The 22,657-nt window shown below is 70.4% G+C and carries 25 protein-coding genes; 7 read left to right on the top strand and 18 right to left on the bottom strand.

Annotation, left to right across the window (positions count from 1 at the left end; all coding sequences use genetic code 11):
- The first annotated feature begins 49 nt into the window (after positions 1–49).
- The 3 genes from ACW5E8_RS10225 (at position 50) to ACW5E8_RS10215 (ending at position 4,727) form a co-directional block, all read left to right on the top strand.
- Positions 50–2,029 carry a UvrD-helicase domain-containing protein gene (locus ACW5E8_RS10225; RefSeq protein ID WP_456965428.1) on the top strand — a complete coding sequence of 660 codons (1,980 nt, stop codon included), beginning with the start codon at positions 50–52 and terminating at the stop codon, positions 2,027–2,029.
- Between the two features lie 119 nt (positions 2,030–2,148).
- Positions 2,149–3,057, top strand: a complete 909-nt coding sequence (locus ACW5E8_RS10220) for a 5'-nucleotidase, lipoprotein e(P4) family (RefSeq protein ID WP_456965427.1) — start codon at positions 2,149–2,151, stop codon at positions 3,055–3,057.
- A gap of 764 nt (positions 3,058–3,821) precedes the next feature.
- Entirely contained in the window at positions 3,822–4,727 is a 906-nt protein-coding gene (locus tag ACW5E8_RS10215; protein WP_456965426.1) for a hypothetical protein, read from the top strand.
- Between the two features lie 6 nt (positions 4,728–4,733).
- Here the strand turns inward: ACW5E8_RS10215 and ACW5E8_RS10210 are convergent, their stop codons facing one another.
- The 5 genes from ACW5E8_RS10210 to ACW5E8_RS10190 form a co-directional block, all read right to left on the bottom strand.
- Complete coding sequence (locus ACW5E8_RS10210; RefSeq protein ID WP_456965425.1) at positions 4,734–5,456, bottom strand: hypothetical protein; 723 nt, start codon at positions 5,454–5,456, stop codon at positions 4,734–4,736.
- Positions 5,457–5,531: 75 nt separating this feature from the next.
- Complete coding sequence (locus ACW5E8_RS10205; RefSeq protein WP_456965424.1) at positions 5,532–5,891, bottom strand: hypothetical protein; 360 nt, start codon at positions 5,889–5,891, stop codon at positions 5,532–5,534.
- A 79-nt stretch (positions 5,892–5,970) separates the two neighbouring features.
- The gene (locus tag ACW5E8_RS10200) at positions 5,971–6,576 is read right to left on the bottom strand and encodes a hypothetical protein (RefSeq protein ID WP_456965423.1); all 606 of its coding nucleotides are present in this window, start codon (positions 6,574–6,576) and stop codon (positions 5,971–5,973) included.
- A 113-nt stretch (positions 6,577–6,689) separates the two neighbouring features.
- Positions 6,690–6,992 (bottom strand): hypothetical protein, encoded by a 303-nt coding sequence (locus ACW5E8_RS10195; protein WP_456965422.1) that lies wholly within the window; start codon positions 6,990–6,992, stop codon positions 6,690–6,692.
- A 3-nt stretch (positions 6,993–6,995) separates the two neighbouring features.
- Positions 6,996–7,202, bottom strand: coding sequence for a hypothetical protein (locus tag ACW5E8_RS10190; RefSeq protein WP_456965421.1), 207 nt, complete (start codon positions 7,200–7,202; stop codon positions 6,996–6,998).
- 156 nt (positions 7,203–7,358) lie between these two features.
- Here ACW5E8_RS10190 and ACW5E8_RS10185 point away from each other — a divergent pair, with 156 nt between their 5' ends.
- Positions 7,359–7,934 carry a GNAT family N-acetyltransferase gene (locus ACW5E8_RS10185; RefSeq protein ID WP_456965420.1) on the top strand — a complete coding sequence of 192 codons (576 nt, stop codon included), beginning with the start codon at positions 7,359–7,361 and terminating at the stop codon, positions 7,932–7,934.
- Here the strand turns inward: ACW5E8_RS10185 and ACW5E8_RS10180 are convergent.
- The 13 genes from ACW5E8_RS10180 to ACW5E8_RS10120 all read right to left on the bottom strand — a co-directional run bounded on the left by ACW5E8_RS10180 (position 7,904) and on the right by ACW5E8_RS10120 (position 19,753).
- A complete protein-coding gene (locus ACW5E8_RS10180; RefSeq protein WP_456965419.1) occupies positions 7,904–8,515 on the bottom strand; it encodes a hypothetical protein in 612 nt (203 codons plus the stop codon). The two genes, ACW5E8_RS10185 and ACW5E8_RS10180, sit on opposite strands and share 31 nt — an antisense overlap.
- Positions 8,515–10,161, bottom strand: a complete 1,647-nt coding sequence (locus ACW5E8_RS10175) for a LysM peptidoglycan-binding domain-containing protein (RefSeq protein ID WP_456965418.1) — start codon at positions 10,159–10,161, stop codon at positions 8,515–8,517. The genes ACW5E8_RS10180 and ACW5E8_RS10175 overlap by 1 nt, the downstream gene beginning before the upstream one ends.
- A gap of 129 nt (positions 10,162–10,290) precedes the next feature.
- Positions 10,291–10,977 carry a hypothetical protein gene (locus tag ACW5E8_RS10170; RefSeq protein WP_456965417.1) on the bottom strand — a complete coding sequence of 229 codons (687 nt, stop codon included), beginning with the start codon at positions 10,975–10,977 and terminating at the stop codon, positions 10,291–10,293.
- Positions 10,978–10,993: 16 nt separating this feature from the next.
- Complete coding sequence (locus ACW5E8_RS10165) at positions 10,994–11,476, bottom strand: hypothetical protein (protein ID WP_456965416.1); 483 nt, start codon at positions 11,474–11,476, stop codon at positions 10,994–10,996.
- Positions 11,473–12,828: a FliI/YscN family ATPase gene (locus ACW5E8_RS10160; RefSeq protein ID WP_456965415.1), complete on the bottom strand. Its 1,356-nt coding sequence runs from the start codon at positions 12,826–12,828 to the stop codon at positions 11,473–11,475. Before ACW5E8_RS10160 ends, ACW5E8_RS10165 begins: the two co-directional genes overlap by 4 nt.
- Positions 12,825–13,538, bottom strand: coding sequence for a FliH/SctL family protein (locus ACW5E8_RS10155; protein WP_456965414.1), 714 nt, complete (start codon positions 13,536–13,538; stop codon positions 12,825–12,827). The genes ACW5E8_RS10160 and ACW5E8_RS10155 overlap by 4 nt, the downstream gene beginning before the upstream one ends.
- Positions 13,539–13,554: 16 nt before the next feature.
- On the bottom strand, positions 13,555–14,181 hold the full coding sequence (locus tag ACW5E8_RS10150; RefSeq protein WP_456965413.1) for a hypothetical protein: 627 nt from the start codon (positions 14,179–14,181) through the stop codon (positions 13,555–13,557).
- A gap of 3 nt (positions 14,182–14,184) precedes the next feature.
- A complete protein-coding gene (locus tag ACW5E8_RS10145) occupies positions 14,185–14,955 on the bottom strand; it encodes a hypothetical protein (RefSeq protein WP_456965412.1) in 771 nt (256 codons plus the stop codon).
- A gap of 17 nt (positions 14,956–14,972) precedes the next feature.
- Positions 14,973–15,398, bottom strand: coding sequence for a hypothetical protein (locus ACW5E8_RS10140; RefSeq protein ID WP_456965411.1), 426 nt, complete (start codon positions 15,396–15,398; stop codon positions 14,973–14,975).
- A 23-nt stretch (positions 15,399–15,421) separates the two neighbouring features.
- Complete coding sequence (locus tag ACW5E8_RS10135) at positions 15,422–15,754, bottom strand: hypothetical protein (protein ID WP_456965410.1); 333 nt, start codon at positions 15,752–15,754, stop codon at positions 15,422–15,424.
- 35 nt (positions 15,755–15,789) lie between these two features.
- Positions 15,790–16,977, bottom strand: a complete 1,188-nt coding sequence (gene sctD / locus ACW5E8_RS10130; RefSeq protein ID WP_456965409.1) for a type III secretion system inner membrane ring subunit SctD — start codon at positions 16,975–16,977, stop codon at positions 15,790–15,792.
- A 61-nt stretch (positions 16,978–17,038) separates the two neighbouring features.
- Positions 17,039–19,081, bottom strand: a complete 2,043-nt coding sequence (gene sctV / locus ACW5E8_RS10125; protein WP_456965408.1) for a type III secretion system export apparatus subunit SctV — start codon at positions 19,079–19,081, stop codon at positions 17,039–17,041.
- A gap of 270 nt (positions 19,082–19,351) precedes the next feature.
- Positions 19,352–19,753: a FliO/MopB family protein gene (locus ACW5E8_RS10120; RefSeq protein WP_456965407.1), complete on the bottom strand. Its 402-nt coding sequence runs from the start codon at positions 19,751–19,753 to the stop codon at positions 19,352–19,354.
- Positions 19,754–19,831: 78 nt separating this feature from the next.
- Here ACW5E8_RS10120 and ACW5E8_RS10115 point away from each other — a divergent pair, with 78 nt between their 5' ends.
- The 3 genes from ACW5E8_RS10115 to sctQ are packed head-to-tail and all read left to right on the top strand — an operon-like array spanning position 19,832 to position 22,655.
- Entirely contained in the window at positions 19,832–20,932 is a 1,101-nt protein-coding gene (locus ACW5E8_RS10115; protein WP_456965406.1) for a sensor histidine kinase, read from the top strand.
- 3 nt (positions 20,933–20,935) lie between these two features.
- Complete coding sequence (locus ACW5E8_RS10110; protein WP_456965405.1) at positions 20,936–21,541, top strand: response regulator transcription factor; 606 nt, start codon at positions 20,936–20,938, stop codon at positions 21,539–21,541.
- A complete protein-coding gene (gene sctQ, locus ACW5E8_RS10105) occupies positions 21,528–22,655 on the top strand; it encodes a type III secretion system cytoplasmic ring protein SctQ (protein WP_456965404.1) in 1,128 nt (375 codons plus the stop codon). The genes ACW5E8_RS10110 and sctQ overlap by 14 nt, the downstream gene beginning before the upstream one ends.
- The last annotated feature ends 2 nt before the right edge of the window (positions 22,656–22,657 follow it).

Below are 22,657 nucleotides of genomic sequence, written 5' to 3'. Positions count from 1 at the left end.
GGGCCGGGTGGCCGCTTTGAGTACAATCGCCGGCCGTTCCGGAGTTCCCATGCACGGCCTGAATCCCCAACAATCCGAGGCCGTTGCCCACTGCGAAGGTCCGCTCCTGGTACTGGCCGGCGCCGGCAGCGGCAAGACCCGCGTGATCGTGGAGAAGATGGCGCACCTGGTCGGGTCGGGACGGTATCCGGCGAAGCGGATCGCGGCGATCACCTTCACCAACAAGTCCGCGCGCGAAATGCGCGAGCGCGTGGCCAAGCGCATCCGCGGGGACGCCGCGGACGGCCTGACGGTGTCGACGTTCCACGCCCTGGGCCTGCGCATGCTGCAGATCGAGCACGAGCGCGCCGGCCTGCGCCGCGGCTTCTCGATCTTCGACTCCGATGATTCGATGGCCCAGTTCAAGGACCTGATGCCCGGCGCCAAGCCGGATGCGATCCAGGCCGTGCAGGGCCTGGTGTCGCGGGCCAAGAACGGCGGCCTGTCGCCGGAGCAGGCGCGCGCGCTGGCACGTTCGACGCCCGAACACGAGGCGGCGATGGTGTACGAGCTCTACCAGGCGCGGCTCGCGGCCTTCAACGCGGTCGATTTCGATGACCTGATCCGCCTGCCCGTGCAGCTGCTGGAGTCCGACGAGACCTGCGCGCTGGGCTGGCGCGAGCGCATCGGCTACCTGCTGGTCGACGAATGCCAGGACACCAACGACGCCCAGTACCGCCTGCTGAAGGCGCTGGCCGGCGACAAGGGCAACTTCACCTGCGTGGGCGACGACGACCAGTCGATCTACGCCTGGCGCGGCGCCAATCCCGAGAACCTGTCGCAGATGGCGCGCGACTATCCGGCGCTGCGGGTGGTCAAGCTCGAGCAGAACTACCGCTGCTCCAATCGCGTGCTGCGCGCGGCCAACGCGCTGATCGCCAACAACCCGCATGAGCACCTGAAGACGCTCTGGAGCGCACAGGCCGACGGCGAGCGCATCCGCATCTGGGAGTGCCGCGACGCCGCCCACGAGGCCGAACGCGTGGCCGCCGAGATCCAGTTCCTCAGCAGCGCGCGCAAGGCCGAGTGGAGCGAGTTCTGCATCCTGTTCCGCGGCAACCACCAGTCCAAGGCGCTGGAAAAGGCGCTGCAGATGCTGCGCCTGCCCTACCACCTGTCCGGCGGCACGGCCTTCCTGGATCGCGGCGAGGTCAAGGACGCCCTGGCCTGGCTGCGCATGCTGGCCAATCCCGACGACGATTCCGCCTTCCTGCGCGCGGTGCAGTCACCCGGCCGCGGCGTCGGCGCGACCACGCTGGCGAAGCTTGCGGAAATGTCCCGCCACGCCGGCATGCCGATGTCGCGCGCCATCGAGTCCATCGGGCTGCTCAAGCAGCTGCATCCACGCGCGGCCTCGGCGCTGTCCGCCTTTGCCGAGGTGGTCCGCGGGCTGCGCACCGACGCCGTGCGGCTGTCGCCGGCGGAGCTTGTGCGCGTGCTCAACGAGCGCTCGGGCCTGCTGGCCGCGCTGCGCGCGCAGTGCAAGACCGATGAGATGTTCCGCATCCGCCGCGGCAACCTGGACGAGCTCGCCGACTGGTTCGACAGCGCCCGCGGTGGCGCCGGTCCCGGCGAACTGGCGGCGTCCCTGGCGCTGCTCAGCCACGCCGACAAGGGCGACGCCGGCAACCAGATCCGGCTGATGAGCCTGCACGCGGCCAAGGGCCTGGAGTTCCGCTACGTCTTCATCGTCGGCGTCGACGACGACACCCTGCCGCACGAGGCCAGCGTCGAAGAGGGCCGCATCGACGAGGAGCGGCGCCTGCTCTACGTCGGCATCACCCGCGCCAAGGAACAGCTGTGGCTGTCCTACGCGCGCGAGGCGCAGCGCTGGGGCGAGCGACTGCGGCTGGCGCCGAGCCGTTTCCTCGTCGAACTGCCGGCGGCCGAGCTGCAGCGCGACGGCGCCGACCCGGTGGCGGATGCCGCGAGGAAAAAGGAGCGCGCCGACGTCGGTTTCGCCGCGATCAGGGCGCTGCTGGACGGCTGAACGCCGGCGCTTTTCCCCGCGTGGCGGCCTTTCCGCCCACGCCCTGCATGGCGGACATTCGTCGTGGGGATTCGCCTGCCTCGGCTAGACTCGGCGCCTGTCTTCGACCAGGTCCCGCCATGCGCACGCCCCTGTACACCGTTGCCCTGCTCGCCACCGCCCTTGCACTGGCCGGGTGCCACACCGTCCCCGCCCAGGCGGACGTGCCCGTGACCGCGCCGCCGCCATCGGCCGCGGATACCGTGCCGGCGAACGACAACCTCAACGCAGTCCTGTGGCTGCAGCGCTCGATGGAATACCGGGCCCTGTCGGAAACCGTGTTCCGCGCCGCCACCGAACGCCTGGACGCCGCATTGGCCGATCCGTCCTGGGATGCGCTGGTCCCGGCCGAACGCGCCGCGGCCGGCGACGCGGCATCGCTGCCGCCGGCGGTCATCCTCGACATCGACGAGACCGTGCTCGACAACTCGCCCTACCAGGCGCGCCTGGTGGTGGACGGCAAGGAGTTCGCCGACGCCACATGGGATATGTGGGTGGAAGAGCGCAGGGCGACCGCGCTGCCGGGCGTGGTGGCGTTCACCCACGCCGCCGCCGACAAGGGCGTGACCGTCTTCTACGTGTCCAACCGCAGCGCGGCACTGACCGAGGCGACGCTGGCCAACCTGCGCAGCGAAGGCCTTCCCGTGCAGCACGAAAACGTGTTCCTGGGCCTGGGCATGCAGGTGCCGGACTGCGAGCAGAAGGGATCGGGCAAGACCTGCCGTCGCCAGCTGGTCGGACGGGAGCACCGCGTGCTGATGCAGTTCGGCGACCAGCTGGGCGACTTCGTGCAGGCCACGGCCAACACCAACGCGCAGCACGCACTGCTGCACGCGGAATACCACGGCTGGTTCGGGGAGCGCTGGTGGATGCTGCCCAATCCGACCTACGGCGCGTGGGAACCCGCCCAGTTCAATAATGACTGGAGCCTTCCGGCAAGCGAGCGGCGCCGGCAAAAGCGTGACGCGCTGCGCATTGATCGCGATTGATATCAATGACTTAAGTATCTACTCCTAAGGTATTGCATAAGGAGCCGGGCGGCGCTAGGCTGTCCGCGCCACAACATAGTCCTCCGGCTCCGGCCGGTTTTTACGGGAGGCCCCAGGGCCTCCCGTTTTTTATGGCGCCGCCCCTGGGGTTTACCCGAGGCTGCGGTCAGGCACCGCTGGGACTAACGTGCGTGTGGAGGGGATCCACCCGCCATCGCTGGCGGAGCACTCCTGCCTGCGCGAGGCGTCCGATGTCGATCGACCCCATCAGCTCGCTCATGAACGCGCTTTCGAAGGGACCGCCCCTTCCGGGCGCGCACAACAAGAGCTGGGTATCCAACCACGGGCAGGCCCATGACGGGGGCCGCGGCGGGTTTCCACTCGGCCTGGGCGGGGGGCCAGCGGATCTCGGGCGCCAGCTGCCCGGCTTTGGCGGTGATCGGCCCCAACACCCGCACGGCATCGATCGACCGAACCTCCCCCACGGCGGCGCGCCGGGACTGGATCGACCGAATCTTCCCTACGGCAATCCACCCGGGTTCGATCGACCGAACCACCCCCATGGTGGACCGCCCGGCCTGGACCGCCCGAACCAGCCGCATGCCGCACCACCTGGTGTTGATCGCGCGCAGCCCGGGCTTGTCAGCCAGGTGCAGGGCGTGGTCCGCGACGTGATCGGCCTGCCCCAGCAGCTTCCGGGCGCTCCGCCGGCGGGTCCGCAGGGCCCGGGCAATTCGCAGCCCGTGCAGTTGCCGGCGCCAACCATGGCTGCCGCCCAGGCGCACTCGACCCCGGTGCCCATGCACGCCGCGCAGGCCCAGACCGCCCATTTCGCTGGCTTCGCCACGGCCACCGCGCAGCAGGCGCTGGCGCCGCAACAGGCACAAACCGCCCTGCCCGTGCGGTCAGACGTGGCAACGCAGGTTGCACACGCAGCGCAGCCCCCACGCGCCGATGCCATGCAGGCTCCGCCAGCGCGCGCCGAACTGGCGCAGGTGCCACGCAGCGATGCGGCCGCAGCCGAACGCATGGCGATGCTCCAGCGAACCGCCGCCGCACCCATGCCGCTTGCCAGCATGACGACTGCGACCACCGCGGCGAACACCGCTGCAACCCAGGCCGCCGCCGTCGCCACGGCCGCTGCCGGCACCACCATGGCCTCCGTACCAGCCGCCACGATGGCCACCCAGGCCATGGAAGCGCGCAGCGTGAACCCGCTGATCGCGGCTGATCGCGGACAGGTGGTTGCGCGCACCGATGCCGGTGGCACCTATACCGGCGAAGGCCCGTATCGTCGCGGCCTGCGAAGCGCGGCACGGGCGCTGCCCGGCGGCCTGTCGACCCTGCTCATGGCGCTCGGCGCCCAGGGCAGCACCGGCGCATCCGGACGCGACCCGGCGGCCATCGAGCGCGAGCTGCGCGCGGCGATGATGCAGTGGCTGTTCTGGCTGCTGGCGATCATCGCCTACGGCTGCGTCGCCTTCGCGGTCATCGGACTGCTGCCGCCGGGCAGCCTGGGCGGAGGCGCCAGTACGCCTGTCGACAATCGTGCGTGGACCGGCGGTTTCGCCCTGGCGGGCCTGGTCGCGGCACTGGGCGCCTGGTGGTTCGCGCGCGGCATGGCGCATGGGAGTGGCGATGGATCGCGCGACGGGGATGACGATGCCTGAGCTGCCTCAGCGCCGGCACTCCGGCACCCGCACCATGCCCATCGCTCCGCCGCTGAGGTTGGGTACGAGCTTGTTCCGGTAGACCACTTCGCGGCACCCGCCCTTGGGCGTCCTTCCACCCTGTCCGGGCGCGCGCTCGAAGGGGCGCCACAGGTCGTAGCGGAACTGGAAGCGGGTCCCCGCCGGGAACCCGCCGCCGCTGTCCGCCAGCAGTTCGATCTCGAAGAAGAGGTCGAGCCGGCGCCGGTCGATGCTGCCCTCGATGGTCATCGCGTTGCCGCCTGCCTCGCCGCCCCCGGAAATCGCGCCGTCGGGTTCGATCCGCAGCGTCACACCGTCACTGCCGCCGCTCCAGCCGCCGCCGGCGAACCCGCCGTCGGCCGCAAAACCGGCGTCGGCCTCCTGGTCGATATCACCCACCACCACCAGCCGTCCGGAGTCCTGGAGCTCGGCGCTGCCGGTGCCATTGCGCGACGTGGCGCGCGCGTCCGAGCCCTCGGGCGGAAGCACCCGCACCTTCACCACCCCGATATACGCGCCCCCGGCGAGCGCGCGGATGCCGGGAGATCCACGCGCGCCTTCCTTGCCATCGCCGCGTTCGCTTTGCGCCTCCGCGCTTGCGGCCGTCGGCCCAGAGGCACGGCCTGCCGTCTTCGCATCGCAACCGGGCAGCGCCGCGCCCACCGCGATCGCTGCGAGCAGGACCATCGACGCCACCGTGATGCGCATGCCTTTCCTCGCCCTGGAAACGAAAACGGCCCCGGATTGCTCCGGGACCGTCGTGTTGCAATCCCTTGGAGAGGATTACTGCTTGCGCGACACGTCCCTGTTGGCTTCGCCCACGCTCTTGATCACGGTGTTCATGGCCTGCATGAACATGTTCATGATCTGGGTCTGCGCCTGCAGCTGGGCGGTCAGCTTGTTCTCGCCCATGCCGCCCGGATCCTTGTCGTCGTTCTTGGCCTTGGCCTTTTCGTCCTGGAGATTGTCCAGCTGGTCGGCCAGGTCCATCACCCGGTCAAGCATCTTGTCGGCGATGTTGCCGAGCATGATGGCCAGCGCCATCAGGTAGCTGCCGCCCTCGGCCGCTCCGCGGGCTTCGCCCTGGCGCTGCATCTGGACGTTCTGGATGAAGGAGAAGTTGTAGCTCTGGATATCGCTCATGGTGGTGCTCCGAAAGTCTTGAAGGGTGTGGTGCCACGGCTGCGCTTGCCGGCCGGCCGCGGATGCGGCCAGCGGCGCGTCATCGCCGCGGCGGACCCCTCAGGCGATGCGAGCGGGCGTTGACCACCTCGCTGCGCAGGGCCGCACCGGTGTTCTCGCGCTGCGCACCGCCCGCAGCGCCGGTATCCGCAGTGCCGGCGGACGCCTTCATGGCCTGGGTACGGAACCAGGCCAGCGCCTTTTCCTCGCCTTCCGTGGCGAGCAAGCGTGCAAACTCGAGCGCAACCCGCGACTCGCGACGCTCCAGCGGCTGCAGCGAGGCATCGAAGGTACGGATGAGCTCGTTGGCTTCTTCGCCGCCGATCGCGCCGTTGTCCTGCAGCGCCTGGACGGTATCGGACCAGGACGCACGATCCGGGATCGATGCGGTGGCGCTGGCCGCCGTGGCGGCCGCGTCTTCCAGGGCACGCGAAAAATCACCCTGCAGCTGCTCGCGCATCTCGCGGTCGATGGACGGGTTCGCCGCCAGCACGGCGTCGAACTCGCCCATCAACTGGCCCATCAACGCCGCCGGATCGAAACCCGTGCTCGCCCCGTCACCCTGACGTCCCGCGGACGCAGCGCCAGCGTCGGCGTTGGCGCCGGCCCAGGCTTGCATGTCTGCGGGGGTCTTGGTTCGGGACATCGCGGGCTCCGGTCTGGAGTGGGGATGAGGATGGCTTGGTTTCGAGTCTGTCCAGCGTGAAGGTGGCCGGCAAGCTGGGGCAAACCCTTGCCGCCGGGACACCGAGCGCAGGATCAGCCCGTGACCACGCGCAGCTGCTCGGTGATCACGCGGGTGGCCTCGCCATGGCGACGGCCGAGGTCGGCGGCAATGTCGCGCAGCCATGCGTTCGCCTTGTCCAGGCCGTCCTCGCGGATGCGCCGGTTGTACTCGGGCTCGAGCTTCGCCTTTTCATCGTTCATGTCGCGGAGCATGTCGTCGTAATGCCCGAGCAGGCGGGCTTCCTCGCCGGTATCGAGCACGCCCTGCTGGCGCAGGTCGGCGAGGCGTTCGGCCAGCGCTTCGCGCGTCTTCGGGGGGGCGCCATCCATGGACATGCGTCAGCCGTTCCCGAAGCCGAGGTCGAAGCCGGCGCCGTAGGCGTTGCCGAACAGCGAGTCGAAGTTGAAGCCCACGGCATCGGTCATCTCGCTGCCGAGCGCTCCGCCGAGCCAGGAACCGATCTGCTGGCCGATTGCCTGGCCGATGGGACCACCGAAATATGTGCCGACGAGGCTGCCGACGACTGAACCGATTTGACTGCCCATGTCCTTGTCCTCTCTTGATGGGTGTTGGAAGCCCGGGTGGACTCCGGGTGCAGGTTCAAGTTTCCGCAGCGGCGCGGCGGCGCCAAGCTGGTGCGTACCCGACCTAGGGCCGGCCCGGGGCGCGGCCGCGGCGGTTCGCGACGGCATACTCGCGCCATGGCCATCGCTCCCGACGACGAGTTCCTGCGCACGCGCCGCCTGGTGCTGCGCGGACTGCGCCCGGGCGACGTCTTCGACCTGCAGCGGCTGGGGCGCGACCCGCGGGTGGCGCGCGCGCTGCTGGACGCCCCCGTGGACGACATCGCATCGGCGGCCGCCCTGGTCGAGACCGCGCGCCGCATCCAGCGCGAGCGCCCGGGCCTTGGGCTGTGGCGCGCGGACGATGCCACGGGCTTCGTCGGGTTCTTCTCGCTGGTGTCGGAGTACGCACCGGACGAGGTCGAGATCGGCACCCGGCTGCTGCCGCGCGCCTGGGGCCGCGGCTATGCGCTGGAGGGCGGGGCGGCGCTGTGTGCGCACGCCTTCGACACGCTTGGGCTGCCAGCGCTGGTGGGGCTGTGCAACCCGGCCAACCGCTCGGTACCGCCGCTGTTGGCGCGCCTGGGCTTCACGCCCGACGGAAAGGTCGAGCAGTTCGGGAAGCCTGCGCTGAGAATGCGGCTGCAGCGTGCGGACTGGCGCGGCGTGCGCCGCCGCAGCGATCAATCGCGAATGACGGGCGAAGCCACGTAGACAGCGCCGTCGTGGCGCACTTCCAGGTCGCGATCACCCTCGCGCTGCAGGCGCAGGTCGCGGAAGCCGTGGCTTCGCGAAGGCAGCGCTTCCACGGCGCGGGCACGGCCGGCGGCAAGCAGGAGGCTGCGACCGGCGGCGTTCTCTGCATACAGCCACCAGTCGGCGCCATCGGCATCGCTGAGACAGGGGTGGCGGCCTTCGACCAGCCAGTCGGCGCGACCGTCGTCATCGAGGTCAACCCGGTGCGCGAGCACCCAGTCGGGGGCGAACGCCGAGCGGCCATCGACCACACCCTGGTCGCAGGCGAGCACGCGCACGTCGGTGGAGAGGCCGCGGACGATGTCGTCCGCCAGCGTCTCGCCGGATGCGGGGGCACCGGCGACGAAGCGGATGCTGGCGGCGGGCGGGCCGGGGGGATCACTTGCATCGTCGCCCGGCGGTCCCGGCGGCATCGTTGCCGATGACGTTGCCGGCACCGCGCGCACGGCCTCCGCGTCATCGGGCTGCGCACGCTCGCAGCCCGCCAGCGCAAGGCCGGCGGCCAGCAGCGCCGCCAGCCAACCCGGCGGGTGCCGCACTACTGGCGACGCCCGTCGAAGCGGCCGTCAAGCAGGTCGTGGACCCAGCGGTCGATCGTCGCGGTCGAGGCTTCGATGTGCACGTGCGGGCCGGTGGAGTTGCCGGTCGAGCCCTGGTCGCCGAGGTCCTGTCCGTAGGCCACGCGCTCGCCGGCGCGCACGTCGATGCTCGACATGTGGAAGATGTAGACCAGCTGGCCCTGGTCGCCGCGCAGGATGACCGCGTTGCCGGCGTTGCCCATCGCGCCGGCCGACACCACGGTGCCCGCGATCGGCGCCGGGATCGCCTGGCTGGTCTGCGACTGGCCGTTGCGATGCAGGACGATGTCGCGCACCTCGAGCGTCTGCCCGTCGCGCACCTGCGTCTGGTAATCGTGGTGCGGCTGCATCTGGTCGGGGTGGGATACCGAAATCGCCGGCTGGTGGCCGGTGCTGTACACGGTGTACGGCGCATAGGTCGGCGCGTCGCCCGACGGCGGCGTGGGGCCGGGCGCGGGCGACGGCGCACCCGGCCCTGGCGCGGGTGCTTGTCCGCCGCCGCCACCGGGCACGTGGACCGTCTGTCCCGGGTGGATCAGGTTCGGGTTCGCGATCTGCGGATTGGCCGCGACCAGTGCATTGAGCGACACGCCGTTGCGCGCGGCGATGCCGGACAGCGTGTCCCCACTGCGCACGGTGACCTCATGGGTGGCACCCGCGCCGCCCGGCAGCCTGATGGTCTGCCCCGGATGGATGAGGTCCGGGTTGCTGATCTGCGGGTTGGCCGACAGCAGTGCGCCGAGCGACACGCCATTGCCCGCCGCGATGCCCGACAGCGTGTCGCCGCTGCGCACGGTGACTTCGCCGCCGCCGCCGCCGGGCAGGTGCACGGTCTGGCCGGGATAGATCAGGTTCGGGTTGCGGATCTGGGGATTGGCGGAGAGCAGTTCGCCCAGCGAGACGCCGTTACGCGCGGCGATGCCCGACAGCGTGTCGCCACTGCGCACGGTGACGGCGTCTGATGGCATCGGAGCGGGCGTGGGGGACGGCGAGGGCGAAGGCCCCGGCGCCGGGGACGATGAAGGCGGCGGCGCGTCGCCATCGATACGCTGGCGCACGAAGGACGTCGCCTCGCCGGCGGTGATCCGGCCATCGCGGTTGACGTCCAGCGGTGCGTTCATGCGATACGCGGCGCTGCCCTGGCTGAAGAGGGTCGCATCGGGATCGGGACGCGGACTTCCGTAGAGCACCGTGGTGTAGACGCCCTCGAGCGTGTTGAGGTCGCCCGGATCGGAGCGGTTGTTGAAGTAGCGCTCGACGTACTGCAGCTGGTCCAGAGCACTCATCCGCGCCAGCGCATCGGTCGAGGTGCCGAGTTCGCGCGCGGTATTGGGCATGAACTGGATCAGGCCGGTGGCACCGCTGCCCGCGCCGTTGCGCACGCCGGGACTGAAGCTGGCACCGGTCTCGAAGCTCATCACCGCCAGCAGGTACTCGGGCTGCGTGCCCAGGCGCTGCGCCATCGCCTCGACCTGGGTGATGAAGGCGGGCGTGACGTTGGCATTGCCCTGCACGCCCTGGATGCGGTTGTAGTCGAAGCCCGACGGGCTGAGGTGGTCGCCGACGGCGTTGTGCCCGCCGCCGTTGCCGCTGACCGGATCGACCATGGCTTGGCTCCTGCTTTGATGCGACACATGCCGCGCATGCGCCCATTACAGGAAGCAAGACGATGGCTTGCCAGCTAGGTCAGACCCTAAGGCGGGCGTGCAGGGCGCACACTCCGCGCGGCAAAACGCTCAACCGTGGAAGTGCGGATCCACGCGCAAGCTGCCAAGGTTGCGCTCGGCGAAGCGCTTCATCAGCTCCGGCGCCGCATCGCGGATGGCGTCGTAGCTTCCGCGCGAGCGTACGTCGGCACGCAGCACCCAGCCGTCGCCCTCGCGGCTGAGCAGCAGGTCGGTACCCGGCAGGGTGGCGTCGGCCATGCGCAGCAGCACCTGGCCATCGCCCTGGGGATCGGCCGCACCGCCGGCCACGGCGAGCTGGCGCACGTGGCGCTCGATCATTTCCAGGACCGCGTTGCTTGCGCCCACCGGGGCAGGCATGGCGGCAGGGGCATCGCCGCGCAGGGCGTGCTGCGCCTGCCACAGCAGGGCGGGGTCGAGCAGCTTGGCTTCGCCGCCGTCGGCGCCGTCATTGGCCTGGCCACCACTGTCGCCGCGCTCCCGTTCACCGGTGCGGTGCACGGCGTCCTCGGTCACGGTCTGGCGCAGCTCCGCGGAGTCGCCATGGTCGATCTCGGCCTGGCCTTCGCCCAGGCGCTGTGGCTGCTGCTGCACGCCCTGGCGCGCATGGTCGAGCGCGTCGCGAAAGCGGTCGGTCTGTTCGCGGTTGGCCGGCGGACGCTCGCGCGCCTCCACCGTACCCTCGCGGGCGCGGGCGGCATCGGCGGCGGAACTCTGGCTGGTGCGATCGATCGACATGGAGGAACTCCTTGGCTCAGGCGCCGGCCAGGTGGCGTGCCTGCAGCAAGTCTTCGGCGGCGCCCTCTTCCTGGCGCAGCTCATGGGCATTCTGTTCGCCGCGCCAGACGTCGCGGCGCTTATCCAGCGCATCCAGCCGCGCCTTCGCGCGGAAGAACTCCGTGCGCGCCTCGGCCACCGCGGCCTCGGCGGCGCGCAGCGTTTCCTGGGCCTGGAACAGGCGCTGGCGCGCGGCGTCCGCCTGCTCGCCCAACAGGCCGATGTGGGCCTCGCGCTGCGCCAGGGCATTCGGCCACGGCACGCCCGGCGGCGGCGCGTCGAGCAGGCGCACGCGCTGCTGCTTCTGCTCGAAATCCAGCGCGATGATCTCGCCCTCGATCTTCAGGCACGCATCACTGCAGGCCTGTGCTTCGCGCTGGCGCTCGAGCACCCGCTGGCGCGCGGCTTCGGTGCGGTGCTCGCGCAGCCTGATGAGCGTCTGCAGCGGATAGCGCTTCACGGAAACAGGCCCTTGAGCGCGTCGGCCGACTGCGCGAACGGCACCAGCTCGTGCGCCGATTGCTGCAGCAGCTTGCGGATCGGTCCGATCTTTTCGATTGCGGCATCGGCATCGGGATCGGTGCCCCGCTTGTACTCGCCCAGCTGCAGCAGCAGCTCGATGTCCTGGTATTTCGCAAGCAGCTTGCGCAGCTGTCCGGCCGCGCGCACGTGCGCATGGTCGACCACGCGCGGCATCGTGCGGCTCAGGCTGACCAGGACGTCGATCGCCGGGTAGTGGTACGCGGCCGCGAGTTTTCGCGACAACACGATGTGGCCGTCGAGGATCGAGCGCACCTCTTCCACGATCGGGTCGCCGCCGTCTTCGTCTTCCGCAAGCACGGTATAGAAGGCGGTGATCGAACCCTTGTCGTTGTTGCCCGCGCGTTCGAACAGCCGCGGCAGCGCGCTGAACACCGAGGGCGGGAAGCCGCGCCTGGCCGGCGGCTCGCCCACGGCCAGGCCGACGTCGCGCAGCGCACGCGCGAAACGGGTGACCGAGTCGACCAGCAGCAGCACGCTCCGGCCCTGGTCGCGGAAGTGCTCGGCGATCGCGGTACCGACCCAGGCCGCGCGGCTGCGCTCGAGCGCCGGCCGATCGGAAGTGGCGACCACGACCACCGACTTCGCCAGGCCCGCGGGCCCGAGGTTGTCGTGGATGAATTCGTTGACCTCGCGGCCACGCTCTCCGACCAGGACGATGACGTTGACGTCGGCATCGCCACCGCGCGCGAGCATGCCCAGCAGGGTGCTTTTGCCGCCACCGGCCACGGCGAAGATGCCGATGCGCTGGCCTTCGCCCGCGGTCATGGTGGTGTCGATCGCGCGCACGCCGGTGGAGAACGGCCGCTCGATCAGCTTGCGCGCCAGGGGATTGGGCGAGGCGGCATAGATCGGCGCGTCGACCGTGTGGCCGACCGGGCCAAGGTCGTCGATGGGTTCGCCGTGGGCATCGAGGATGCGACCGAGCAGGCCCGGGCCGACGCGCACCGCCGCCTGGCGGCCACTGGCATAGACCTCGGTGGTGGCGGAGACGCCGTCCAGCGCGCCCAGCGGGGTCAGCAGCGTGTGCTGCTTGGACACGCCAACCACTTCGGCGGCAAGGCGGAAGGATGCATCGCCCTCGCCGCGCGGGTTGCGCAGTTCGCACAGTTCGCCGATCGCGGCCTTGAGCCCGGTCGCGCGGATCAGCGTTCCGTAGGCTTCGGCGACGCGGCCGACGCGTTCGATCGATTGGACCCGCGCCAGCGCATGCAGCAGCGGATCGGGATCGCCGACGAGACCCGTGAAGGGTGCGGGCGCCGTTGCGCTCATGCCCGGCGCTCCGCCTCGGCCGCGCTGCCCGCCTGCGCGGCGCTGCCGGCCAATGCGGTCCGGATGGCCTCGATCTGCTGCGCGACGCCGGCGCGGACTTCGCCGGCTTCCGACACCACTACGCAGCTGGTGGGCTCGAGGCTTGGATCGTCGACGAGCTCGATCACGCCGACCGCGGGATGTGCCTGGCGCACCGCGCCGAGGCCCGCGGACACGCTGTCACGCACGCTGGGATGCACGCGGATCAGCAGGAACTGCTCGGCCTGCGCGGCCTCGACCGCCTGCATCACCAGCGGCGGCACCACGCTGCGCGCATCGAAGCCCGGCGCGATGCGATCGACGATCGCGCAGGCAAGTTCGGTGATGCGGCCGCTCGCCTCGCCCAGCACGCGGGCACGACGTTCGTTGAGCGACGCGAGCTGCTCGGTCATCTGCAGCTTGGCGGCCGCGATGCCCTCGGCGAAGCCTTCGGCATGGCCCTGTTCGCGCGCGCGTGCGATGTCGGCGATGGCCTCTTCGTACAGCCCGTTGACGCGCTCGAGCAGCGCATCGAGCTCACCCAGCTGCGCCCAGGCCGCAGCCGGCACGACGCTGGCGCCAAGCGAGCGGCTGAACTGACGCTGCTCGAACACCGCTACGCCCGCTGCGGGTGGGCTGCGGCCGGCAGGCGCTTCGCGGGTGGCGACGGGGAGGGTGGATTCTGCGTTCATGGGTGCGTGTGCGCGCTCATGCGGCGCGCGCCTCGTGGTGCGTATAGACCCGGAGCACCGGCTTTTCAGGCAGGTGCACGGGGCGCTCGTCGGCCGGTGGATGCAGCAGGTCGCACCAGTCGGCCAGCGCGGGATCGCGACGCCGGGCCCAGGCACCCAGCTCCGCGCGGCCCTGCAGGTCGAAGAGCGCGAACAGCGGCGCCGGATCGTCGTCGGCCATGGTCGCGGCCAAGGCCGCGCTGAAGTCGGCGCCAAGCGCCTGCAGCCTGGCAGGCGGCAGCGTCCCTTCCCACACGGTCCGGTCGAGCGCGAGCATGTAGCTGTGGCCAAGCGCCGTCTTCAGGCGTCGGACCGGTTCGCGGCGCACCTCCGCGCGGATCGGTGGCGCATGGGCCAGCAGGCCGAGGTCGCGGCACAGGGCGTCGAGCCGCGGTCGCGGCCAGCGCTTGCGGATGTCACCCGGAGCGCGCGCCGGGTCGGGTGCCAGCAGTGATGCCGCCGGGCCTTCGGCCAGCCGGCTGGCAAGCAGGCGGCGGCCAAGCGCACTGTCGCGCGCGCGCGCGACCAATGCCGCGTCCAGCGGGGCACCGGCGTCTTCAAGCCATCCGGGGTCGACCTCCGCCAGCAGCGCCCGCAGCGACATGCCTCAGCCGTTCCAGACCTGGTCGGACGTTTTCTTCGGTTGTACCGCGGCCCGCAGCCGGCCCCAGAAAGCGACCAGCAGGCCGAGCAGCACCACGACGCCGGCCGCCATCGCCAGCGTGACCGGACTGATCGCCGACAGCGCCGGCCCCTGCGGACGGCGCGCCGGCAGCGGCGGCGCCTCGGCGAACTTCACCGTGACCTTGTTGATGTCGATCAGGCCCGGCACTGCGTCCTTGATCAGGAGCTTGATGTCGGCCTCGCGGTCGCGGGCGCTGGCACCGGCGTATTCGAAGATCGCGACCGACGCGGAAGAATCCTGGCTGGACCCGCCCAGAGGATCGCGCTCGGCCAGGGTCACGTGCACGCGGGCGTCGACCACGCCCGGGAAGCGGCTGAGCGTGTCGGCCAGCTCCTGCTGCAGGCTGCACTGCTCGCGGCCACGCTCCTCGGTGGACGAGGACGCGAAGCCTTCCTTCTTGAACACGTCGCAGGTATTGGCGAACTGGGCGCGCGGCAGGCCGTGCGCACCAAGCAACTGCATCGCGTACGGGAAATCCGACGCCGCCACCCGAACCTCCCAGCCGACCTTCGACGGCGACGGGTTCTTGTCGGCGTCGATGCCGGCTGCGATGAGCACGCCCATGATCTGGTTCGCCTGGTTTTCGTCGAGCTGGCTGTACAGCGGCTTGCCACCGCAGGCGGCGAGCAGCGTCGCCGCCGCCAGGGCGAACAGGGCCGCGCGCAGTGCCCGCGGCCGTTGCTTGGAATCCATGGACTTGCCCCCTTCCGTCAGGACTGCTGCCGGAACAGCTGCTGGATGCCGTCCGAAGTGCGGTTGGCAACGTTCGAGGTCAGCTCGGCCTGGAACAGGAACTGATGGCACTTCATGGTCATTTCCATCATCTGCCCCGGCGTGAGCTCGGCGACGTTGCCGCTCATGCTCTGCGACAGGGCGTTGATGTTGTCCGCGCCCGTGTTGAGGTTGTTGATGGCCGAGATCAACGCCCGCGTGCCTTCGGACGGCTGCGCCGGCGTCAGGTCGACCGGCGCCGCCTGCTGCTGCGGGGCGACGCCGCCGCTGCGCTCGAGCGAGGCGGCGAAATCGCGGATGTCGTACGGCGTGGCCTGTGCCTGCCCGCCGCCGCCCGCACCCTGCATGCCGGCCTGGCCGGCCATCGCCGGGTCCATGGCTGCTACCTGGATGGCTTCGATCATGTGATCCTCCCGCGCTTGCGCGCTTAGTTGCGCTTGCCCAGGGTCTCCAGCGCCTGGCCCACGCTGTTCTGCGAGGTCGCGGCGTTGTTGGACATGAACTGCATCTTCAGGCTGGCGGCGGTCAGCTGGACCATGTCGGAAGGCTGGTCGCTGCCGCTGCTGATGTTGGCGGACATGTCGGTGATGACGGCGGCCTGCGAGTCCAGGGTCTGGCCCCAGGCGCGCGACATGGCTTCGTACCAGCTGCCACGGTCACCGGCGGACGATCCGCCGCGGATGCCACCGGCGCCACTGGTGGCGGCTGCGCCGGCGATGAACTGGCCCAGGCCGGGCGTACCTGCTGCGATGTTGGTCATGGTGCTCTCTCCTCTTCTTCGGTCTTTTCTGCGATTTACATCCGCAGCGGCATGACGTCGCTGCGCACGTTGGAAAAATCCTGAGGTTCCGGCGCGTCCTCGCCGGGCTTGGGCGCGGCCTCGATCTTCAGCCGCTCGAGGCTGCCGTCGGGCCGCAGCGCGTGCGCGGTGCCCTCGGTGATCGACACCAGGGTGCCGATGCCCGGCAGTTCAGCGCCAACCTGGTAACGGTCGCCCTTGCCGGACACCACGTGCGGATCGTCGCCACGCACGATCGCGGCCACGCGGATGCGCACCGGCTTGGCGGGAACGGCGGGCAGGTTGCGCTTGGCTGCGGCGACCTCGGACACGTTCACCGGGATGACCCGGACCACGCCTTTCACTTCCCGCATCGCGCGCGAATACGACGCGGCCTCGAGGGCGGCGCCGTCCTCGAAGGCGCCCCTGACCTCGACGTCGCCGTTACCGAGATAGCGCGTGCGCGCGCTGATGCCCTGGCCGCGCAGGATCTCGGCAACGTCGCCGGCGATGTCGTCGCCGGTCCGCAGTTCCAGCCGCGCGTCGATCTTCTCCTCCGCGATCCGCCGCGCGATTCGTTCGCGCGTGGCGGCATCCGGAACCGTTCCGGTCAGCACCAGGCGGCCCTGCTGGTCGATCGCGGCCAGCCCGTCGTCGATGCCGTATTGGGGGACCAGGCGCTGCAGCTGGGCGCGCGGATCCGGGACGTCCTGCTGCTGCGGCACGACCATGGCGAAGATCGCGAGCGACACCAGCGACAGCACGGCCACCGCGGCCACGGCGGGCAGGCGGCGCAGGTAGGGGCGGGCGGGCCGGTCCGGCGCCGGGCGCGGCCCGAGCCCGCCGGGCACGAGGCGGTCCCAACCGGCGTCATCAGCGGCGCCGAAGGCGATCGCGGCCTCGCCGATGCCCACGCGCTGCACGCGGTCCAGCTCGATCGGATCACCGGGATGGACCATGGCGGTAGCGACGTGCAGCGGTGCGTCCAGCGCGCGCAGCGAGAAGCGGCCATTGACGAAGCTCAGCAGCGCGTGGCGCGCGGCCACGCCCGCGTCCGCCAGCACCATGTCGCAGTCGTCGCCGCTGCCGATGAGGATCATTTCGCCACCGGCAAGCTCGCGTTCGGCACCGGCGTGGAGACCCGACACGACGCGCAGCACGATGCCGCGATCGTCCAGTGCCTCCATGTCGTTCTCCCTTCCCATGCCACTCTCCGTTTGACCGAATCCTGCAGCTGTCCCGTTACCTTGCGGTGAAGCCCCAGGGTCAGGCGTTCACCTGCCCGGCCTGCACGATGCGCAGGTCAGGCGCGAGTTCCTGGTACGACAGCACCGGGAGCTCGAAGAAATCCACTTCCATCAGCTTGCGCAGATGCCTGCGCACATCCAGCGAACACAGCAGCACCGGACGCACGCCTGCGGCCTGTCGCGCCAGGTGCGCGCGCACTTCGGCGCCCAGGCGCGACGCCAGCTCCGGCGAGATCGCGAGCTGGCTGGCGCCACCAGCCACGCGCACCGACTGGCGCAGCTTGTCTTCGAGTTCCGGATGGATCAGCAGCACGTGCAGCGTGCGCTCGGTATCGGCGTGGCGTTCGGCGATCTCGCGCTTGAGCGCGACGCGCACGTACTCGGTGAGCAGCACCACGTCCTTCTCACGGCCGCCGACATCGGTGATGGCCTCGAACACATCGCGCAGGTTGCGGATCGGCACGCCTTCCTCGGCGAGGCGGCGCAGGACGTCGGCCACGCGCTGCGGCGCGACCACGCGCAGCATTTCCTTCACCAGGTCGGGGTAGTCGCGCTGCATGCGCGCGAACAGGTTGGCGGTTTCCTGGATGCCGATGAAGCCGCCGAGCCTGCGCTGCAGCGCGCCACGCGCATGGGCGGCGAGCAGGTCGTCGGCGGCCAGCGCACCCTCGCTGCCCGGGGCGACCCACTCGCCTGCGAGCGCCGGGAAGAATCCACCCTGTCGATTGCCGCCATCGGCGGCGGCCACGCCCTGGCGGAAGGCCGCATCGGTGCGCAGCTGCCCCGAGGCGAGCCGAGCACCGAACGCACTCAGGCGATAGCCGCCCTGGCCCAGGCCTCCCACGGTGCGCGTGGCTGGCGCAGGCACGGGCACGCCGAATTCGTCGCGCATGTCCTGCGCCACCGCGGCCACGCGCGAACGCAGCAGCTCCTGCATCGGCGCCAGGTCCGGCGACAGGTCGAGCTGCAGGGGCGCGGGCGGCGCGAGGTCGTCGACCTGTGCCGGGCGCTCGGATTCCGCGACCTCGCCCTCCGGTACGCCGAAGGCGCGTCGCAGCACCTGGAACCCGTGCCGGTAGCGCCATGCGCTGATGCCGATCAGGACCAGGCCAAGCACCAGGAACACGATTTTCGGGAAGCCCGGCACCAGGGTCATCAGCAGCGCAAGGATGCCGGTGATCAGCAGCACCCTCGGCTGGCCGCTCACCTGGCGGCCGATGGCGGCGCCCAAGTGCTTGTCGTCGACGTCGCTCGTGGTGCGCGTGACCACCAGGCCCGCGGCAATGGTCGCGAGGATGGCCGGGATCTGCGAGACCAGGCCGTCGCCGATGGTCAGGATGCTGTAGGTGCGGGTGGCGTCGGCCAGCGCCATGTCGCGCTGCAGGACACCGATGGCCAGGCCGCCGAGCAGGTTGATGATGATGATGACGATGCCGGCGATGGCGTCGCCCTTGACGAACTTCATCGCGCCGTCGAGCGCGCCATGCAGCTGGCTCTCGCTCTCCAGCAGGCGGCGCTTGGCGCGGGCCTCGTCCTTGTCGATGAGCCCCGAGCGCAGGTCGGAGTCGATCGACAGCTGCTTGCCGGGCATGGCGTCGAGGGTGAAGCGCGCCGAGACCTCGGCCACGCGCTCGGCGCCCTTGGCGATGACGATGAACTGCACCACGGTGATGATCAGGAACACCACCAGGCCGACCACCAGGTTGCCGCCGGCGACCATGTCGCCGAAGGTCTCGACGATGTGGCCGCCCTCGGCGTCGAGCAGGATCGAACGCGTGATCGCGATCGAGAGCGCCAGCCGGAACAGGGTGGTCAGAAGCAGCACGCTGGGGAAGCTGGAAAACGCCACCGGCGTGGGGATGTAGATCGCCAGCAGCAGCAGGCCGAAGCCGATGGAGATGTTGATCGCCACCAGGGCGTCGATCACCACCAGTGGCAGCGGCAGGATCATCACGCTGATGATCAGCACCGCGGAAACCGCGAGCACGATGTCGCTGTAGCCGAGCCGCGCGCGCTTGGTGTTGGCCGGCGCCGCGAAGAGGTTGGCGATCAGCGCGCGCACGGCGTCATCGTGTCCACGGACGGCGCCAGGAAGTGGGTCTGCCCACTGCCTTGCATGTCCCTTGCCACATCATCGTCCTGCCGCATCCGAGCACTGACCCCATGCGTCACTTTGTGGCAAATTACGATAGTCTCGCTACAAGAGCAATCGCGGAAAATTTAATCCGGGCCGCGCGTGAGAGACGTTCCGGCTGTTCATGGAGGTGAAGGCAAACGCCTGTAATGAAAGGGAAATTTTGCGGTAACAAGAAACCGTGACCGCTGTCCCGATCTAGGGCTTCGCATCCTCGGGTCTGCCCGGGCTTGCGATATCGGCCTCGTCCAGGTCAGTGATGAAATTCACGTTCTGGGCAGCGACACCCACGGTGAAGACGCGGCCCGAACGGGACTTCACCAGCACCAGGCGTTCACGCGGGCCAAGCGGAAGGATCTGCAGGATCGACAGCGGCGCATCGGGGCCGGTCAGGCCGTAACGCCGGCGGAGCAGGCGCAGGACGACCAGCAGGCCGGCAATGATGAAGGCCAGCGGAAGCACGATGGCCAACAGCTCCCCGGCAAAGGACGACGCCGCCGGAGCATCGGGAATGGCTTCGGCCGACATGGCAGTGCCACTTGCGAGGGACAGGATGGCGAAGATGGCAGTCAGGGATCGTTTGGACATGGGCGGATGCATGGGCCTGCTGTGGCGCACGGAAGGTGCGGGCGCAGCCTACCGCAGCCGCTGCGGCGCGCGCGGCACCGGGGCCACTGCATGACGCCGGCCGGGCGCGCGGGCGGCCGCATGCAGGTCGCTGCCGGCGACAGCGCCGTGACCGCGATGCTGGAGGCGATCCCCTTCCCCTGCGCTGCCTTCGCAAGCAACGGCGGCGGCCTGGTAGCTGCCAACAACGCCTACCGGCAGGCCTTCGCCGGCCTGGAGGGCCACGACCATCGCGCCCGCCTGCTCGCCGCCCTGGCCGACGGCGACCACGATGGCGACGAGGCCGGTGGCGCGCCGCGCGAGGTCAACGCGCCGCACAGCAACCGCTGGTACGCGCTGCACTGGGGCACGGCGCAGGTTGAAGGCACCGCGATCGACCTGCTCACCGCGGTCGACATCAGCGCCCGCATCGAGGCGCTGGATTCACACAAGAGCCGCCAGGAGAAGCTGCTGTTCACCTCGCGGCTGATGACGGTGGGCGAGATGGCGGCGACCCTGGCGCACGAGCTCAACCAGCCGCTGGCGGCGATCGTGAACTATCTCAACGGCAGCCTGCGCCTGGTCGACCAGGCCGGCGGGCCGGTGCAGGTGGAGCGCGCGCTGCTCGCCGCGCGCACGCAGGCCGAACATGCCGCCGCGGTGATCTCGCGGCTGCGCGAATTCGTCCGCGCCCGCGAGCCGCGGCGCGATGCGCGCGATCTGGTCGAGATCACCAACACCGTGGTCGAACTGCTGCGCCTGGAGGCGGAGCGCCTGCAGCTGCGCATCGAACTCGCGCTCGCCCCGGGACTGCCGGCGGTGTATGCCGACCGGGTCATGGTGGAACAGGTGCTGCTGAACCTGGTGAAGAACGCGATCGAAGCCATGCGCGAAGTCCCTGCCCACCACCGCGGCCTGCGCATCGAGGGCCGGGTCAACCTGGACGGCGAAGTCGAAGTCCGCGTCTGCGATCGCGGCGAGGGGCTCAGCGAGGAGCAGGGCGCGCAGCTGTTCTCGCCCTTCTTCACCACCAAGAGCGACGGACTGGGCATCGGCCTGGCGATCTGCCGCTCGATCATCGAATACCACGAGGGGCGGCTGTTCTTCGAGCCGCGCGAGGGCGGGGGCAGCGTATTCGGATTCACGCTGCCGCCGGCGGAAGGAAGGGGATAGGCAATGACGGTGACACGCGTCTACCTGGTGGACGACAACGATGGTTTCCGCGACTCCACCGCATGGCTGCTGGAAACGTCCGGCTACGAGGTCGAGGCCTTCGCCTCGGGGCCGGCATTCCTCGCCGCGTTCGGGGGCAATCGCCACGGCGACGCAAGCGAGTGCCTGGTGTCCGACATCCGCATGCCGGAAATGAGCGGGCTGCAGCTTCAGGACGAGCTTGGCCGACGCGGCATCCAGCTGCCGGTGGTGTTCGTGACCGCGCACGGCGACGTGCCGCTGGCGGTGGAGGCGATGCGCAAGGGCGCGGCGAACTTCCTGGAGAAACCCTTCTCCGAGGATGCGCTGATCGACGCCCTGCGCACCGCCCTGGCCAACGCGCGCAACCGCGGCGCCGGCGGCGGCATGGCCAATGAGCTCCTGGCGAAGCTGAGTCCACGCGAACGCCAGGTCCTGGACCTGGTGGTGGCCAGCAAGCCGAACAAGATCATCGCCGACATCCTCGGCATCAGCATCAAGACCGTTGAACTGCACAGGGCGAACATGATGGGCAAGCTGGGCGTGCGCTCCCTGCCGGAGCTGATGAAGGTGGCGCTTGGCCACGCCTGAGCGCGGCGCGCGCAAGGCGACGTCGCGACGCACGCGGACGCCCGCGACCGCGTTGCCGGCTGCACCCGGGGCACGGCCGTTGCGCGGCCTCCTGCCCGAGGTCGATGCGCCTACCTGCGAGGCTCTGCGCGCGTTCTTCGCGGCGCCGCGCTGGTGGCTGCTCGGCGACGGCGCGGCGATCCAGGCCGAACCCGCGAACAGGGCCACCGCGTCGTTCGCGGTCGATGCCGAAGGCACGCGGCTGCGGCTGCACGTCGAAGGCCCTGCGTCGGCGGGCGTCGATGATCCCCGCCTGCGCTGGAGCGACCATGCCGGGCGCGCGCGCGTGCTCGCTTGGAGCCTCGCCCACGAAACCACGCTGCGCCGGCTCAGCGAATGGCTGGGCAGCTCGCTGTTGCCCGTGCTCGACGACGCCGGCGGCGATGTGCCCGCGCCATCGCTGTGGCTCGCGGTCCGCATCGAGGACGCGCCGGCGAACGACGGCGGCGACGCCGGTGCGCCCCCGCTGGCCGTGACTGCCCACCTGTGCCTGCCCATCGCGTGGCTGCAGGCGATCGCCGCGCGCGGCGAGCCGCCGCATGAAGACGACCCGGTGCCCGATGCCGGGCGCTGGCGCACGCTGCAGGCCGCGGTTTCGCTGCAGTTCCCGACCACCCTGGCGATGCGCGAATGGCGCGCGCTGCGACCCGGTGACGTGATCGTCGCCGGCCATCGCGGGCAGCCGCCGACCTGCATCGCCCGCGCCGCCGGCCGCGACTGGCCGCTGGCGCCCGCGCCTGGCGGCTGGGCCGTGCAGGGCCAGCCGATTCCTTCCCCCACTTTCCACGAGGAACTTTCGATGAGCGAAGCAGAGCAGGACGGCGGCGTGCCGCCCGAGGCCGCCCCCGTCGCCGACCCCGCGCGCAGCCTGCCGGTGCAGCTGGGCTTCGAACTCGGCCGCACCGAGATGAGCATCGGCGAACTCGCCGACCTGCAGCCCGGCTACGTCTTCCCGCTGGCCGCGGCGCTGGAGGGCAGCAACGTCACCATCCGCGCCAACGGCCGCGTGGCCGGTCGCGGCGAGCTGGTCGCCGTCGGCGACACCCTGGGCGTGCGCCTGCTGTCCTGGAGCTGACG

The organism is Luteimonas sp. A649 (genome assembly GCF_054072735.1).
Note: the sequence above shows the minus strand (reverse complement) of the source record. Positions and strands in the feature narration are given on the sequence as shown.